The organism is Streptomyces sp. NPDC002309, from assembly GCF_053593375.1.
Map to the genome: position 1 here is coordinate 217,144 of NZ_JBSFCI010000004.1, position 15,863 is coordinate 233,006.

The 15,863-nt window shown below is 66.9% G+C and carries 15 protein-coding genes and 3 pseudogenes; 6 read left to right on the top strand and 12 right to left on the bottom strand.

The window, feature by feature from the left end; translation table 11 throughout:
* Nucleotides 1-14: 14 nt before the first annotated feature.
* The 6 genes from ACWCPM_RS05575 to ACWCPM_RS05600 all read right to left on the bottom strand — a co-directional run bounded on the left by ACWCPM_RS05575 (nucleotide 15) and on the right by ACWCPM_RS05600 (nucleotide 5,806).
* Nucleotides 15-428 (bottom strand): hypothetical protein, encoded by a 414-nt coding sequence (locus ACWCPM_RS05575; RefSeq protein WP_450974831.1) that lies wholly within the window; start codon nucleotides 426-428, stop codon nucleotides 15-17.
* On the bottom strand, nucleotides 428-1,744 hold the full coding sequence (locus ACWCPM_RS05580) for a hypothetical protein (RefSeq protein WP_450974832.1): 1,317 nt from the start codon (nucleotides 1,742-1,744) through the stop codon (nucleotides 428-430). Before ACWCPM_RS05580 ends, ACWCPM_RS05575 begins: the two co-directional genes overlap by 1 nt.
* Nucleotides 1,744-3,138, bottom strand: a complete 1,395-nt coding sequence (locus tag ACWCPM_RS05585; protein WP_450974833.1) for a hypothetical protein — start codon at nucleotides 3,136-3,138, stop codon at nucleotides 1,744-1,746. The genes ACWCPM_RS05580 and ACWCPM_RS05585 overlap by 1 nt, the downstream gene beginning before the upstream one ends.
* A complete protein-coding gene (locus tag ACWCPM_RS05590) occupies nucleotides 3,135-4,967 on the bottom strand; it encodes a hypothetical protein (RefSeq protein WP_450974834.1) in 1,833 nt (610 codons plus the stop codon). Before ACWCPM_RS05590 ends, ACWCPM_RS05585 begins: the two co-directional genes overlap by 4 nt.
* 66 nt (nucleotides 4,968-5,033) lie before the next feature.
* Nucleotides 5,034-5,255 carry a hypothetical protein gene (locus ACWCPM_RS05595; RefSeq protein WP_450974835.1) on the bottom strand — a complete coding sequence of 74 codons (222 nt, stop codon included), beginning with the start codon at nucleotides 5,253-5,255 and terminating at the stop codon, nucleotides 5,034-5,036.
* Nucleotides 5,252-5,806 carry a hypothetical protein gene (locus ACWCPM_RS05600; protein ID WP_450974836.1) on the bottom strand — a complete coding sequence of 185 codons (555 nt, stop codon included), beginning with the start codon at nucleotides 5,804-5,806 and terminating at the stop codon, nucleotides 5,252-5,254. Before ACWCPM_RS05600 ends, ACWCPM_RS05595 begins: the two co-directional genes overlap by 4 nt.
* A 290-nt stretch (nucleotides 5,807-6,096) precedes the next feature.
* On the opposite strand from ACWCPM_RS05600, the gene ACWCPM_RS05605 reads away from it, so the two are divergent.
* Complete coding sequence (locus ACWCPM_RS05605) at nucleotides 6,097-6,900, top strand: DUF6082 family protein (RefSeq protein ID WP_450974837.1); 804 nt, start codon at nucleotides 6,097-6,099, stop codon at nucleotides 6,898-6,900.
* A 77-nt stretch (nucleotides 6,901-6,977) separates the two neighbouring features.
* Here ACWCPM_RS05605 and ACWCPM_RS05610 read toward each other — a convergent pair whose 3' ends face one another.
* The 3 genes and pseudogenes from ACWCPM_RS05610 to ACWCPM_RS05620 all read right to left on the bottom strand — a co-directional run bounded on the left by ACWCPM_RS05610 (nucleotide 6,978) and on the right by ACWCPM_RS05620 (nucleotide 9,334).
* The gene (locus ACWCPM_RS05610) at nucleotides 6,978-7,643 is read right to left on the bottom strand and encodes a hypothetical protein (RefSeq protein ID WP_450974838.1); all 666 of its coding nucleotides are present in this window, start codon (nucleotides 7,641-7,643) and stop codon (nucleotides 6,978-6,980) included.
* A gap of 360 nt (nucleotides 7,644-8,003) precedes the next feature.
* Nucleotides 8,004-8,222: pseudogene (locus ACWCPM_RS05615) on the bottom strand (IS5/IS1182 family transposase); the annotation flags it as partial.
* A gap of 71 nt (nucleotides 8,223-8,293) precedes the next feature.
* A complete protein-coding gene (locus ACWCPM_RS05620; RefSeq protein WP_450974839.1) occupies nucleotides 8,294-9,334 on the bottom strand; it encodes a hypothetical protein in 1,041 nt (346 codons plus the stop codon).
* A 214-nt stretch (nucleotides 9,335-9,548) separates the two neighbouring features.
* On the opposite strand from ACWCPM_RS05620, the gene ACWCPM_RS05625 reads away from it, so the two are divergent.
* The gene (locus tag ACWCPM_RS05625) at nucleotides 9,549-10,208 is read left to right on the top strand and encodes an HNH endonuclease family protein (protein ID WP_450974840.1); all 660 of its coding nucleotides are present in this window, start codon (nucleotides 9,549-9,551) and stop codon (nucleotides 10,206-10,208) included.
* Between the two features lie 358 nt (nucleotides 10,209-10,566).
* Nucleotides 10,567-11,355 carry a group II intron maturase-specific domain-containing protein gene (locus ACWCPM_RS05630; RefSeq protein WP_450974841.1) on the top strand — a complete coding sequence of 263 codons (789 nt, stop codon included), beginning with the start codon at nucleotides 10,567-10,569 and terminating at the stop codon, nucleotides 11,353-11,355.
* Nucleotides 11,356-11,470: 115 nt separating this feature from the next.
* Here ACWCPM_RS05630 and ACWCPM_RS05635 read toward each other — a convergent pair.
* A pseudogene (locus ACWCPM_RS05635) lies at nucleotides 11,471-11,824 on the bottom strand (helix-turn-helix domain-containing protein); the annotation flags it as partial.
* Nucleotides 11,825-12,025: 201 nt separating this feature from the next.
* Nucleotides 12,026-12,994 carry a hypothetical protein gene (locus tag ACWCPM_RS05640; RefSeq protein WP_450974842.1) on the bottom strand — a complete coding sequence of 323 codons (969 nt, stop codon included), beginning with the start codon at nucleotides 12,992-12,994 and terminating at the stop codon, nucleotides 12,026-12,028.
* Nucleotides 12,995-13,256: 262 nt separating this feature from the next.
* Here ACWCPM_RS05640 and ACWCPM_RS05645 point away from each other — a divergent pair, with 262 nt between their 5' ends.
* The 3 genes from ACWCPM_RS05645 (at nucleotide 13,257) to ACWCPM_RS05655 (ending at nucleotide 14,798) form a co-directional block, all read left to right on the top strand.
* Nucleotides 13,257-13,466, top strand: coding sequence for a hypothetical protein (locus ACWCPM_RS05645; protein ID WP_450974843.1), 210 nt, complete (start codon nucleotides 13,257-13,259; stop codon nucleotides 13,464-13,466).
* A gap of 135 nt (nucleotides 13,467-13,601) precedes the next feature.
* Nucleotides 13,602-13,799, top strand: coding sequence for a hypothetical protein (locus ACWCPM_RS05650; RefSeq protein WP_450974844.1), 198 nt, complete (start codon nucleotides 13,602-13,604; stop codon nucleotides 13,797-13,799).
* Nucleotides 13,800-13,955: 156 nt separating this feature from the next.
* Nucleotides 13,956-14,798: a DUF6461 domain-containing protein gene (locus ACWCPM_RS05655; RefSeq protein ID WP_450974845.1), complete on the top strand. Its 843-nt coding sequence runs from the start codon at nucleotides 13,956-13,958 to the stop codon at nucleotides 14,796-14,798.
* A 75-nt stretch (nucleotides 14,799-14,873) separates the two neighbouring features.
* Here the strand turns inward: ACWCPM_RS05655 and ACWCPM_RS05660 are convergent.
* Nucleotides 14,874-15,665: pseudogene (locus ACWCPM_RS05660) on the bottom strand (IS5 family transposase).
* Nucleotides 15,666-15,863: the final 198 nt, after the last annotated feature.

Below are 15,863 nucleotides of genomic sequence, written 5' to 3' on the forward strand. Positions count from 1 at the left end.
GGCCGGGGCGACCCTCAAGACCTGGTGGCCTGGGTCGGGGCGAAGGCGTCCCCGATGAGCCACGTCGCGATGTCGGCGAGGTCCGATCCGCCGAACTGGATCGTCTCGTGGACGACTCTCCGGTCCAGCCATGCCCCGATGTCCGCCGCGCGGATCTCCAACTGCCCGAGTGACCACGTCGGCGTGATGATCGGGCCCTCCCATACGAACTGCCCGTCGCGGTAGATCAGCAGGTTGTGCCGCCACGACCGGACGCGCCCGAGAGCCTCGCAGCAGTCGCCGTCCGGGTTGATGACCACGCGCGCCGTGCTGGTCTCATCGAGGAGCCGCAGCCATTCCACCTCGGTCAGGGTCGTCGCCGGGCTGATCGGGGCGCCCGTGCGGTCGGCGATGACGGCTGTGTGGGTGCCGCACCCGGCCATGGCCATCAGTACCCCCGGCCGGAGACGTTGACCGTGATGAGCGCTTCCGGGCTCGGCGGGTTGGACACGTCAGAGGAGACGGCCAGGCAGTACGAGGCGCATTCGAGGGTCTTCCAGGACACCGGCCCGCCGTCGCGGCCATACACGTCGCTCGACGACTCACATGTGCCGCCGCACTCGACGAAGGCCCGCCCGATCTGCCCGTCCAGGGTGACCGCTCCCCCGGCCGGAACGTAGGTGACGTGGTAGGTGGAGTGCGGGCTGCACCGGTACTGCTCAGCGACCTCTTCGCACGTCATCGCCGAGTCGTTCGGGCTCCGCTCGAAGATCTCGATCGTGATGTTCCGCAGGGCGGCCGAGCCAGCGGTGACTGTGATGACCGGGGCGTCGACCGACCAGCTCGGCCGGCTCGTGAGGTCCATCTCGTAGTAGTCGGTCTCGGCCGCCAGCGGAAGGCAGAAGCAGGTATCGGGCGGCAGCGGCACAGGGGGTGCGGGTGGCATGCACCGGTCGTCGGCGCAGGCCGCGGTGGGATCCGAGCAGGGCGCGAACCGGCAGGCGCCGTCGCAGCCTTCGCCGCCCGACGGGTGCAGGCACCAGGTCACACACCCGTCGTCCGGGTCGACCGGCGGCACGATCTCCATGACGGTCATCGGGTCGGTCCACAGCCACGGGGTACCCGCGGTGAGGGTGAACTCAACGCCGACGATGTCGGCCCCGGACTCGCAGTCCCCGCCGACGCAGCCGTCCCCGGCCCGGGAGATGACGCGCGGCCCGTCAACCAGGGCGACGCGGCGGATCGTCCGCCGGTGCTTCTCCGCGAACTCATCCGGGCTCATCTCAGCGCCGGGGCAGCAGTTGAACAGCGTCATGCAGTCGCCTTCGCACTGCCCGACCGTGCAGCCCTGGAGGGCCTCGCCGAGCCAGTGGAACCCGTACTCCACGGCGCAGCAGGTCGCACCGAGCAGGATGCCCGTGAACACCATCGTGCGCGGCTCGGCCCTGGCAGGTCCGATCGCGCCGCCGCCGGCGACTCCGTTCGTCACGATGCGGCGAACCGGATTCTCGTCGAGCCCTTCCACGTTCAGGAGGAGAAAGCCCGCGAACTGGGCGGACTCCGGAACGTCCGGGTCGTACCAGGGCGCCTCGTCCTCCTCGGGGGTGTTGTACGGCAGGTCGCCGACCATCTCCGCGGTCAGCGACTCGCACGAGCAGACGGCCGTGCTGTCCAGCGGTGAGCCGACCGTCTGCAAGTACGTGTTGAGGCGGGTGTGGTTGACGACTTCGACGCCGCCCACCGTGACGTAGTCGGTCAGCGGCATCAGATCACTCCCGCATCAAGAGCCAGCCGGGTCGAGACGCGATGCGCTGTCGCGCGGGCGTTGCCGACCTCGGTGATGTTGATCGTCTGGTTGAGGACCGCCCCGGCCTGGGCGCTCGAGGGCGCCCCCTTGGCGGCGCCGAGGATGTCGAGGAGCCCGGACCGCTCGGCGAGCTGCCGTGCCCGGCGCGGGCGGGTGAGCGGGATGACGACCTCGGGCCCGGCCTCGCCGATCAGGGCGTGCGTCGGTCCGTACACAATGCCGCCGTCGGCGAACGGCAGGTACTTGCGGACGGCGGACGGCAGGCCCGACCGCACCTTGGCCATGATGTCGCCGAGCGCCGCGACGATCTTTCCGGGCAGACCGCTGAACAGGGCCACGATGCCGCTGATCAGGCTGGACACCGCGCCCCGGGCGCGGCTCGCGGCGCTAGAGAAAGCTGAGGCGAGCCGGCCGGGCAGCGCCGACAGGGCGGAGCCGATACGGCCGGGCAGGTTCCGGAAGAAGCCCACCGCGCTCGACAGGAACGACGTGATGCGGCTGCGCGCCGAGTTGAACGCCGAGGTGAAGTTCCGCAGCAGGAACGAGCCCAGAGCCGACAGACTGGAGGCGATCCGGCCGGGCAGCGCCTGGAAGAACGCGACGGTCTGGGTGATCCAGCCGGTGATCCGCGCGCGGGCGATGTTGAACGCGATCGTGAAGACGGTGACCAGGAAGGCCCCGAGTCGGGACAGGCCGCTGGCGATCCGGCCGGGCAGGGATGCGAAGAAGGCGACGGTCGCGTTGATCCAGCCCAGCTCCGTCGCGGTCACGATGGTGAACCCGGCGGTGAAGGCGGCGAGCAAGAACTGGCCAATGCCGACCAGGGCGTTGAGGATCCGGCCGGGCAGCTCGGTGAAGACGAACACGACCGCGGCGATCAAGGACAGCACGCCGATGATCAAGAAGGCGACGGCGGACGTGAACGCCTCATACAGCAGCCCCGGCAGCGCGGCCAGTCCGGCGACGATCCGCCCGGGGAGCTGCACGAAGAAGTTGATCAGCGCTTGGACGCCTGCCGACACGGCGCTCCGGGCGAACTGGAAGGCGCCGACGAAGAACTGGCCGACGGTCGAGGCGAGTGAGGAGGCGCCGGCGACGATGCGTCCTGGCAGTGCGGCGAAGAACGCCACGACGGCGTCGATCCCGGACGACACCGCCGACTTCGCGGTCTCGAACGCGCTGACGAAGAAGTCACCGAAGCCGCTGAACAGGTCCTTCACGAATTCGACGGCTGCGAGGAACCCGTCTCGCAGGGCGCGGCCCACGGTGTCGACGACGGCCCGGAAGGCGCCGAACCTGCGATAGAGCAGGTAGATCGCCGCCACCAGGCCGATCACCGCAACCATGATCAAGCCGATCGGGTTGGCGACGAACGCCGCGCCCAGCGCGAGCCATGCGGCCTGGAGCGCCCGGAAGATGAGGATGCACCCCGGATCGCCTTGATCAGCACCAACGTCGCCGCTGCGGCCACAAGGACCGGAGCCGCGTAGTTGATGATCGGGCCGAGCACCTGGGCGAGCAGGCCGACAGCGGGGGCGAGCGCGGCAACCAGGTCGGCGGCAGAACGCGCCAGGGCCGCCGCGGCGGCAGCGAGCGGGGGCAGGGCAGGCCCCAGAGAGATCGCGGCGGCACCGAGCTGCTGGAAGACGACAGCCGCATGGGGCAGCGCAGCTTGGACGGCCTGCCCGATCCCGGTGATCGTCTGGACGAGCTCGGGGCCGAGTCCCGTGAGGATGGGACCTAGGGCGGGCGCGATCTGGCCGAGCTGCGTGACGACGGCCGCGACGATCGGGCCGAGCCGGGCGGCGACCTGGCTGAGGGTCGCGAAGATGTTGCCGAGCACAGACTGGCCGGGGTCGCTGTTGACGAACTCGGCGACCGACGCGGTGATGGTCTGTAGGCGGCCCAGGAAGCCGGCGCCCTCGGCGTCTGCGGCGCGGAAGACGCCGGAGAAGATGCTGCCGACGTTCCCCGCCAGGTCGCCGAGCTGCGCCAGCGTGTTCAGCGCGTTGTCGACCCACCGGACGGCATCACCGCCCCGAGCTGCCTCCTGAAGGAAAGTACCGAAGTCCTGGCCCAGGTTGCTGATGCCGGACTGGAGCTCGGCGCCGAACGCGTCGGCCACGGCCGCGGCGAACTGGAGGACGCCGGCGGTCAGCTTGTTGGTCGTGTCGCTCAGCCCGCTGACGGCCTGCTCAGCCGCCGTCAGGATGGACTGGACGTTCGCTACGCCCTGGTTGCCCCGGACGTAGCCGAGGGCGTTCCTGGCTGCTGTCCCCCAGGCTGCCGCGATGTTCGTCAGGCCGGTCCGCAGCGGGCCGCCCAGCGCGTTCGCGGTGGCGGTGATCTGGCCGACCAGCGGTCCGAAGAACGCATCCTGAACCGCGTCGCGGACCTCTTCGAATGCGGGCTTCAGCGCCCGCACTTCGCGTGCGGCGGCCTGTGCCTTCGGCGACAGACCTTCGAGGGACTTCTCGAACTCCTCGGCGCTGCCCGTGAGCGCCGCGGAGAACGCCTCCTGTACGCCGATCAGGGCGAGCCGCAGTGCGCCGAGCGCGGCCTGGGCGCCGAGGATCACCGCCGGGAAGGCCGCGATCAGCCCGGCTGCGGGGGCGAGGGCCGCGCCCAGCGCGACCAGGCCCTGAGCGGCTGCCGCCGCGGCGATCCCGATCGCCGCCAGGCGCACCAGGCCGCCTAGCACACCGACGACGCGGCCGGCGATACGGCCGATCCCGCCGAGCGCGCGGGTCAGCGCGGCGGAATCGACGTCGAGCGGGACGGTGACCGTCGGGGGGCGGTGCGCGCGGATCCGGGCGTCGAAGTCGTCGAGGTCCGGTACGACACGGATCGGGATCTCGACGCCGGCGAGGAGCGCCCGCAGGCGCTCGACAAAGCCGGTGACGTCCGGCAGGACCGGGACGTTGATGCCGTCCAGCGACCGCAGGCCGGCCAGCAGCGCGGAGTCGAACCGGCTCAGGTCCGGCTCGACCCGGACGGTGACGGCTGCGGCGTTCAAGCCCCGCTGGATCTGGCGGCGGATCTGTTCGCCGATCCGGCGGGTTGTACGGAGCAGGGCCCGCTGCAGCTGGGTCCCCGCGACTCGGCCGTCGCTGTCGGCGTCGGACGAGTCGATGTCGATCCGGATGACCGCGCGACCGTAGTCGACGTCTTCGCCAGCCATCGGGCAACCTCACGAAGGAGTGCGGTTGCCCGGCCCAGAACCAGCGGCGTGTCCAGATTATCCGGTTCAGCCCAGTCCGAGCTGGGCGTCCTGCGCCGCGAGCTGCGCCATCAGTGACCGTGCGTCGACCCGGGTCATGCCCGCGCTCGGGGCCTGAGAGCGCTGCTGCGCCTGCCGTCGGACGGGACGAGGCCCACGCGGAGGCGCGTACAGCTTCGCCTCGATGCGGGCGCGCGCGGCGTCATCCTCCGCCGCCATGTACATCGCCGCCTCAGCGGCGCTGATCATCGTGCGGAGCGTCCAGCGGTGGATGTCGACGCCTTGGAGGGCGAGCTGACCTTCCCACGTTGCGAAGCCCGCCGCGACGCTCGCGAGGATCCGCTGGACGACCCAGTAGGGCGGTTACCGCCCCCGTACAGTTCCTGCGTCCACTCCGGCAGTTCGACCAGGACTCGGTCCGGGAGCCGCATCGACTTGTCCTCGACGCGCGCGGTGCCGGTGAGGCTGGCCGCGTGAGCTTCGGCCTCCTCCCTGCTGCGGAAGTTGGCGACCGTCTTGCCACCCTTGATGACCTCGAACCGGAGGAAACGCGCGGCCGATTCGGGCGTCATGATGGTGGCGAGGAAAGACTTCATCGACGCGTAGACCCCGCGAAGCACCTCGGGGTTCACGTCCTTCAAGTCCGTGCCGTCCCCGAGGGCCCGCTGCGCCTCCAGGACGTCCGCATAGCCGTCGAGGAACGCGTCGCCCATCACTTCCGGGACGAAATGCAGCTCACCGAGGGCTCCCAGCTGAGCCACATGGGGATCGGTGTTGAGCGAGAACGCTTTCGTTGCCACGGGTCTGCCCTTGTCTCCCGCGCGGTCGCCCGGCCCAGAACCAGCGGCGTACCCCGAAGGGTAAGCACGGGGTCAGTCGTGGGCTGCTGTGGGATCGTTGCACCGGGAGGGCGCGATGGATCTTGAGGGCATCGGGGCAGTCGGCGCGGGATCCGGCGAGACGCCTACGCCGCTCTACTGCAAGCCGTCCTGAACTACATCGAGCATGCGGCCAGCGTGTTCGAGCAGAGTTCCGCCGATCCTCACCAAGCCCCTCCGTCCTTGCCGCTTCCAAGCCGCTGGCGACGGACATGTCACACAAGAAGATGGTGGTGAGGCTGGAGGGCCCGGACGAGGTTGAGGAAGAGGTGAGTGTGTCCGGACACGACGACGCCCAAACGCCTGAACTGGCGTTCAGGGCAGTCATGGAGCTGCTGAGAGGCGCCCATATCGTCCAGGAGATTCCCAGAGGTTCTCAGCAGCAGTGGACGCCTGCACAGGAGGCCCACCTTCAGGCTCTGGTGGAGCAGATCCGCAAGGTACAGCGGTTACACCGTCAGAGCGATGGCTGGTGGCGCCTTTATCGGAAGTTGCGTGCCCGAGAGCGGCTGGTCGATCAGATCATGGCTGGCAAGCCAGAGCTGCTGAACGAGGCAGAACTGCGCTACACGAAGAGCCAAATGTTGGTGGGGGTGTTGCTCGAGTTCGCCTGCAGCGCGTTGCAGCCAGATGACGTGCAACGGGCGATACTTCAGATGGAGGCCGTGCAAAAAACGACGTACGAAGATCTGAAGCCGGTCGGCATCAACACAGAACAGCAGGTTTTCGAGACGATGCCAAAGTTCATCAAGTGCCGTTTTACCCTTGAACATATCACCAATCGCTACCGCAATGGCGAATTCAGCAGAGATGACCTTTATCGTCACGTTTCTCGATTCCTTCACGATCCGATCGTTCGCGAGTGGTGGGAATTGACGCGCCCAGCACATGTGCCGCCAGGGGATGAGGAGTCGGAGATCAGAACGCGGATTAACGATCTCATCCGCCAACTCGATGAATCCGGGATGGAAGAGTGGTGGATCGTGGGCGAGCGGATGGATAAGGATCCCGGATGACGAGGGTGCGCGTCGCTTTGGTCGACGCGCACTGTCGGAGCCTCGCCGATGGCCGCATCAGCTGCAGGGCCGGGTGCTTACGAGCCGTACCTGCTCAGCCAGTGGGACCACCTACGGGGGTCGATGAACGCGGTCGACATGGCGTAAGGGCCAGACAACAACGGACGGGGGGACAGCGTGTCCTCCCACTCTGTGTAACGCCTGCGTACCTCGGAGGGGCTGTCCGTGAGAGAGCACTCCTTGGCCAGCTTGATGCTGGCCTGAAGGCGCCTGAAGTTGTATGCGGCTGCATACCTCATGAAGAAGCCCACGCCCAGGATCACGAAGGCACTCCCTGTTACCCACAAAGCCGTCTTGGCCTGCCATGTTCCATCAGTGGTCTGCTTGATATTTCCTGTGGCCGGAGCGGGGTGCGCCGCCCAAAACAACACGACGCACAGCGCGACAACGAGGGCTGCCACGGCGATTAGGAAGAGAAGTTGCCAAGCGACGTTCACTTGTGACGAGCGGCGCAGCTGCTGGTACTTGCTCAGCTCCTTGTCAACGCGGGCTTGATCTGCTGAAGGAAGCGGTGTTCCATTATAGTGGGCGAGGAAGCTCTCTTTAATCGGGGCGGCGTACTCCTCACTCAGTGCACGGGCGACGGCTGTGTTGTTGCGGACACCGGCCTGGAACTCTGCAATGAGCAGAACCAGGAGAGCTGCCATCACAGCTGAGATGATCGCCGCGAAGTCGTGCGACATGGCCAATGGGGTGGATGCTACGAGCATATGCGAACCTCCGTCGGTAGAGCGGGTCATCGGCCTCTACACGTGTGTAGCAAGGCGATGCCAGCCTGGGTACTTGAGCAGCTCTACGAGCTTGGGGATGACCGGGGACGAGGAAGTCGATATCGACAGAGCGAGATCCAGCTGTAGTCCATGCTTTAGTGCGGTACGGCCTCTTGACCACCGTGTGAAGCAGGAACATCCGTACCGCAGTCAGCACCTTGCTGATTCGCGCATCCCCACAGACCGGCTTTCCTCCCGGCATCGGAACCACGGCCTGGCGCTGGCCACCATTGCCCGGTGCCCACCGCAGCCACACCATAAACAGCCCATATCCCGGGCCGCGGTCGACCAGCCCCGCCCTGTACCCGCGCACCAGCGCAGGAACAGGGTCACCGCCCCGACGTAGGCCTTCACGAGGGCGAGGAGAGCCTGTCGGCCCGCGCTCAGGCGCCGTCATCGGGTGCCGAGAGCGCGCCGTTGTTTCCTCAGGCGGGCGGCGAGGAAGCGGAGGGCAGAGCTGGACACGTCGACGCCGGACGGGTAGACAAGCATGCAAAGCCTCTGGTGGAGACGGTTCTCTTGGTCGAAATCGATCGAGCCGTCCGGGGCGTAGCTGTACTCGATCAGGACCAGGCCGACGACGTCACCGTCCCCGTCGACGTCACAGAACGTGCCGCTGAGCTGGATCGACTGGCTCTCTCCGCACGCCATTGCCCCGGCTGGGGGGGCGCGCCCGCGCTGTAGGCGCCCGTGAGGAGGTTGATCCAGCCGGACGAGGTGATCATTCCGGCGCAGTCCCGGACGACGGTGACGGCGATCGGGGTGCCGTCGGCAAGGCACAGGCCGACGGTGGCGGTCGGGGTCGTCGGCGACTCGCAGTCGCTTACCGGCAGACAGGCGCCGACGGTGCCAGCCGGTACGTACGGGATGGCTCCGTCAAGGGTGGTGTCCGCCGTGGTGACCGTCCCGTCCGGGGCGATCGTGTACGTCCGCAGGAACGGCGTTGACGTGCCGTCGCCTGCAACGTCACACAGGAGCTGCGCGCGGCTCTCCTGGGTGGCGCAGGGCACCACGGTGGGCGCGGTGACGGTCGCGCCGGTCTCGACGTCGAGGTAGGAGACCGTTGGGCTGCTGCACGCCTGGCACTTGAGGACGGCCGCGGTGCGGGTCTCGCCCGCCCCGGCGTCGTAGCAGATCTGCCCGAGCACGACCGGGGTGTCCGCCGTGGCGTCGGGGCAGTCGACGGGCGCGACCGGCGTATATGGCGTGCCGTAGTCGTCCTCGGCGAACGTCCCGATCAGCTCCGGGGCCTCCCCAGTGCAGGGGTCGAGCGCCCAGACCTCGGTGAAGGTGACATTCGGCTCGCCGTCGCCGTTGGTGTCGTCGCAGCGGTAGACGGTGCTGATCTGTCGCGTGCAGGCGTCGGGAAGCGAGCACAGGCCGAGGGTGCCGGTCGGCACGTAGGCGGCGCCGGTGGTCGGGTCGACGATGCGCGTGCCGATCCGGTCGCCGGACACGGTGTCGTAGACGGGCTCGACGAGGGCGAGACCGGCCATGGTGCCGCCGGGGAGGACATCGCACAGCAGCAGGGCTTCGACATCGACACGAGGCGTCGGTGCGGCCCCGCTGACGATCACGGGCCCCTGCCCGCAGCATCCGCTCATTGGAAGGACTCCTCAGTCATTGAAGACAGGGAGCCCGGCCCAGAACCAGCGGCATCGGGTTCAGGTTACCGGTCGAGGCGGTACGTCAAGCATCCTCCGGGCTGCTCACTGCGAGGGTGGCGTTTCGTTTCTCCAGTAGGACCAATCCACTCACACAGGGGGCTCACGGACCAGCCGCCGTCAATGCGCCCTGGTCAGCCGCTATCAACGTCACATGATCCAGACCCTGTGGCGCGGCTTGACTGCCGCCACGCTCGCCGGCCTGTCCCTCACCGCCTCTCCACCCGCTCACGCCGCAGAGACACTCCCCCTGGCTGACGCCATCGCCAGCCTGCCGTTGGGCACCGAGTCCCGCGACGGCTACACCCGCAGCAGCTTCCGACACTGGAACTCCGGCAACGATCCCGCCGACGGCTGCCACACCCGCAACGAGGTACTGATCTCCGAAGCAGTCGAACAGCCGGAAGTCGCTCCCGGCTGTCGGCTGGCCGGCGGGACCTGGTTCTCGTACTACGACGCCACCGTCGTAACTGGACCGTCGGGACTGGACATCGACCACATGGTTCCGCTCGCCGAAGCATGGGACAGCGGCGCCTCAGCCTGGACAGCGCAGCGCCGTGAGTTGTACGCCAACGACCAGGGCGCCGAGGCCAGCCTCGTCGCGGTCACTGCACGCTCAAACCGCAGCAAAGCTGACCAGGACCCGACCGACTGGATGCCGCCTGCCACCGGTGCACACTGCCGGTACGTAACAGAGTGGGTCGGCACCAAGCTCCGTTGGAATCTCGCCGTTGACGACGCAGAGGTGGCGGCTCTGCAGGAGACCGCCGCCGGTTGCATCGGCCATACCGTGACTTACGAGCCCGTTCCGTAGGTTCAAACTGCCCTGCCACTGGCGTGCGGCGCGGGCAACGCGCGGTGCGTCGGCCGCGACTGCGGTCACACGACCAAGCGCCCAGGCTCCGGACACTCCGTTGAGACCGCAGACCGGCACCGACCTCGGAGCCGCCCGCCACGGGAGCGCAGGCGGGCGGCTTTGTGGTTCAGCGGGCTAGCGCCCGCTGAACGGCTATCCGTTTGAGCAAGCTCTCGTGATGTTCAGCGCCGCACGGTCGAAGTCCCAGGGTTTGGGGTAGTTGGAGGCAACCGCACGCAGCAGACCCTCCACGTACCACGGCTCCTGCATCCACGGGTTGATCCCGACACTGCGCAGAAGATTGATGCCATCCCACGTGGCAGTGTTGCAGCCCGGAGAGTACGCAGCGGTGACAGGAGCGTCGGAGGCGGCGGGAGTTGCGGAAGCCTGGCCAGCCGGGCCCGCGATGATCATCGCGCCAGCCGCAATGCTGCTCAGCAGGCCGGCCGCGAGGGACTTCAGGCGGGCACACCATCGTCTCCACGGCCGCGCGAACTGGCGCATCGTCCGCTACGCGGATGACTTCGTCGTCCTGGTCGACGGCAGCCGTGGTGACGTCGCCCGTCTGCGCGAGGACATTGCCGACGTACTGCACCCTCTCGGGCTGAGGCTGTCACCGGCCAAGACTCAGATCGTGCACATGTCGGACGGGTTCGACTTTCTTGGGTTCCACATCCAGTGGCGCCGCAAGCGGGGCTCGAACAAGTGGTACGTCTACACCTTCATCGCCAAGAGGCCCATCCGGCAGGTGAAGGACAAGATCCGTGCCCTGACGAACAGAACGTCGCAGCAAGACCCGGGGACCGTGCTGAAGAGCATCAACTCGATTCTGCGCGGCTGGGTCAACTACTTCAAGCACGCGGTATGCAAGACCACGCTGAAAGCCCTGGACCAGTTCGTATGGCGACGGGTGACCAGCTGGTGGATGGTGCTGCATCGCTGGAGGTGGAAGGACGTCCGCCGACGCTTTACCGACCGCAATGGCCGGTGGCACAAGCTCTCAGCGGACGGGATCGAACTGTTCCCCATGGTCTCGACCGCGGTCACCCGCTACCGATACCGGGGCAACACGATCCCCAACCCCTGGACACTCAACCACGCTTGAACGGCAGAGACCGTGGAGAGCCCGGTGCGGTGAGAGCCGCACGCCGGGTTCGGCGAGCGGCACGGAGAAACGGACCGGTGGCAACACAGGCACCGCGCTCCGTGCCGACTCAACAGAAGGGGCGGTCGGCGGCGATGCGGTCGATCGGCAGCAGGGTGCCGTCCAGGATCACGAACGCTTTCGTCGCCGCGGTGCTGACGGCTTGTTCAAGCGTTGGCGCGAGGGCGGCCAGGACTTCGACGGCTTCGCGGATGTAGCGGTAGACGGTGGCGATGCCGACGTTGAACGCCGCGGCGAGCCGGCCGTAGGTGTCGCCGCATCGCAGGTGCGCGAGCGTGAAGAGTGCCTGGCGTCCCGCTGGCAGGCGTCGCCACCGGCTACCGATCTCATGGCGGCGCTGACGCAGGTGACGGGCAAGGAACCGCAGGGTCGAACTGGACAGGTCGATCCCGGACGGGTAGACAAGCACGGAAGCTCCTGGAAGACAACGGGTGATCTTGGTCGTGAACCCGTCTACCAGGAGCTTCACTGCGCTGTACAGACCTCCGCGACCAACCAGCCACCCTCACCACGAGGTTGGAAAAGGCTCAACGTGTTAATGATCTGCAAGCCCTTAGCGGAATGGTAGCGTCACGACGCCCTGCTGGGCGGACGGAGCTGCGCCGCAGTCCTAGTTATCTGCGGGGCTCTGTCCGTCAGTCAGTTGCGTACGGCGCCGATCGTCGACCCCAGCGATCCGATCGAAAAGCTCGCGGGCCACCTTCTCCATCGCGCCTCGACCTGGTCTATTCGCATGGAGAACATCTCTCACCTTATAGAAAGACAGATCGGTGGCCAGAGCCAGATCGCGATATCCGGGCCGCCCTGCTCGAAAACGCAAGTACTGCCAAACGGCAGCGGCATCGTCGCCGAATCCCCCGCTTATAAGCCGCTCCGAGACTGCATCTGGCGACATACCGTCGAGCAACGCCATCACTTCACGTCGCGTCATGCCGCCTTTCTTGACTTTAATTTCCAAATTAATCGACTCCAGCAAGGGGCCAATTGTTCGCAGCAGCGCTCGCAGTTGCTCCTCATTCTTAACGTAGAGGATTGTCGCGCCGGGCCTGTCCTGCAGCTGTTGTGCCACTCCCATAGCTGCGCGCTGCTCCGTCTCATCAACTCCGTCGACGATCAGCCGGTCTACCTTCCAGTGCAATTCCTCTAGCAGTTGCCTGCGCTCCTCGCGCGAAAGCAGCCCCTCGGACGCGTGGGGACTTTGATCGGAATCCGCGCTGTTACTGGAACTTCCCGAAACTGAGGCATCTTCCATTACCTCCGCGACGAGTTTCTTAATCCACTCCATTTCCCCCTCTCCGCGTGCGATGCCATGCCGACGGAAGTCCACACTACGCACTGCGTCCGCACCCGGAGGCCCCTTCCGGGAGAGGCGAAGATTCTCGATTTCCGCCTCCGTTTCGGAGCGGAATCTAAGCCAGTGACCCGGGTCTCCGTTCCACGCTCGCACGAGCGCTGCGAGCACCGGGACGGTCGGAATGCGCGCGCCTCTCATGGCCGCATACAGCGTTGCCCGGGGGATCTTTCTTTCGGCAGCGATGGCGTCAATCGTCATGGCATCGAAGCCCGCTTCGTCGCGCAACTTCCTGAGCGCTAGGGCAAATCGCGCCCGAGGGCCATCGTCTGGGTTCAGTGGCGTGGGTCGGCGCGGCACGGTCCCCCCAGGATGTAACGCATAGAGGTCACTTTGTCGGCGTATTGTCTCGACCCCCTCCTGAGGACACAAGACAGCCGGGAAACTTGGAGCACCAACTCAGCGGCCACCAGGCGCCTCTAGCCTCGCAAGCATCGTGAGGACGCCCAGTGGCCGGACCGCCGCTCTCGCGGCAGATAGGACGGCAACAATGCTGACGCCCTCTCCCCATGATGGGCCCCGTCACCCCCTCCACGGCAACCCCCGCTTCAAGGTCATCCTCATCGGCGTGGTCGTCATCGGGGTCGCGGCGGTCTGCCCGCCGGACCACGTGAGCGCCGTCGCCCAGGCGGTCGGAGCCGCCGCCGCATCGACGCTGGTACTTCGCGGTACCAGGGATGACGGGATGATGCTCGGCTGACCCCGCGCGCCTGACTGACCCGAGTGAGGCCCCCGGCTAGGGCCGGGGGCCTCCTCGCGTATCGGCTACTTCTGCGGCCCCGCTGTGATCGTCAGGTGCCGGGGGCCCGCCCCCATTCCGGGAGGGGTGCATGCCGTGGCGTGCAGGGTCACCGACTGCGAGGCGTGCCGCCCGCACGGCATGGTCGACTGGGGCGCAATCCGCGTCTGGTACATGCGTAAGGTCGACGACGAGGGAATCGGCGGCGTGAAGCGGCCCTGTCCCCGCGGCGGCTGGTCGTCGTTCAACTGGTGGCACGAGACCCGCAAGACGCCTAACCGGTGGCAGGCCTAACGGGCGGGCACTCGGTCTGAACAACGCCACGACTGGCAAAGAGCTCGTAACACGATCATGTTGCTGACGCGGACTCGGCAGCGCGACCGACCAGCTCCAGATGTATGAACCAGCTTGCACGGGGCGTTGTCAGAGGCATCGGGCACACTGCGCCGTATGAACTTGGTGACTGCGCACGACTACGCCTGGATCCGCACCTCGCCGGTCTTCCGCCACATGATGGAGAGCGGATACACACTGACACTGATACGGGGGTGGGCCCCGCGCGAGGTGCTGCGTGCGATGGAGGCGGAACTGCGCGGCACTGGGGAGGGAACGGCCGGGCTGATCGAGGCGGACGACGCTCACCGCGCCGAGGTGGATTACGACTACTGGGACGAGTCCTACGTCGCGGGCGCCTTCAGCGCTCCGGGCGAGAACGGCGACTGGACACTCGTCCTCGGATTCGACGGTGGCCTGGGGATCGCGGCGCCGTGCGTGGAGACGCTGTCGAAGAGCGGCCGGGTCGTGGCGCACTCGACCAACGGCGGCAAACCCATCCACCTTTTCCACTGGTTCGAGGATGGTGAGCTCCGTACGACGTTCGAGGGCCCCTCATCGCGCGACGGCAACACCCCTGATGAACTGGTCCCCCTGCTGCGGGAAGTCGGCTTCCCTCTGACCTTCGAGGGAAAGCACGACGAAAGCGCTCCGGACGTCGACCGGAAGGCGGCGGTCCTCGCTCTGGCCGAGAGACTCACCGGCATACGCGTCACCGAATCCCTCCTCCAGGACGCTACGTACGAGTTGGGACTCATCCCCGAACAGCCCGCCGAGGAGTGGACTAGCGTGGTCATCGACATCACCGATGCCCATGGGGAGCGCCTGTACAGGGAATGGACCTACGAGGAGATCGCGACGGCGTCGGACCGAGCACGGGCAGAGGCAAACGCGCCGGTGGTAATCACCTACAACGAGCCGCCGGCCATGGATCGTTCAGAGCACGAGACAGGTGAGTAGCGAGCGCGGTGAGGATGCCCCGGCGTACCCGCCGCCCTCTACAAGGGAACCTTCCGGCACGGGGGGCTTCTGCGATCATGGTCTGGCAGCCTTCTTGAGCCGTCGCCAGCAGATAAGGCTGCAGCCCAGCGAGACAAAGGCATTGTGGAGGTCGAGGCGTCGCTCGCACCGCACGGCCAGGCGCTTGAACTGGTGCAGCAGGGCAAAGGTCTGCTCAACAACGCAGCGGAGCTTGCCCAGACTCTTGATGTTCGGCACGCCCCTACGGGAGATCACCGGCAGGATCCGGCGGCGCCAAAGTTCACGGCGCACAGCGCATGAGTCGTACGCCTTGTCGCCCAGAACGGACTCGGGTCGCCTTCGCGGGCGGCCGGTCCGTCCGGCGACGGGATGCCGTCGACCAGGTTGAGGGTTTGGGTGATGTCATTGACGTTGGCGGCAGTTGTGATGACCCGGAGCGGGGTGCCGCGCCCGTCGCAGATCAAGTGGTGTTTGCTGCCTGTCTTCCGCCGGTCGACCGGCGACGGACCGGTTGCGGCACCCCCTTTTTCGCGCGTAAGTGAGAGCCGTCCACGCACGCGCGGGACCAGTCGAGTTCGTCGGCCGCGTGCAGTTCGGCGAGCAGGACGCGGTGCAGCTGCTCGAAGACTCCGGCCTTCTGCCAGCGGTCCAGGCGTCGCCAACAAGTCTGTCCGGAGCCGAACCCGACTTCCAACGGCAGGAGTTGCCAGGCGATGTCCTGACACAAGACGTACAAGATGCCCTGCAGGCACAACCGGTGTCTGGTATGGGTTTCGGTCCTGGTGACCGCTCGGGCCAGGGCGGTAGCAGCGGTTCGATCCGTACCCAGAAGTCGTCGTCCACGATCCACGGCCGAGTCGTCACACGACGCAAACGGCCGGATCATCACATCGGTTACGCCCGACCAGGGCACCTCAACAAGATCTTGTTACGGACTCAAAGGGCCGACCGGCTCCGCTCGGGCTCGGCCACAAGAGCTCGCACCTCACAGAAGCACCCGGCTCAAGATGCGGGATGGTGAAGGACCATCAAGAATAGACATAG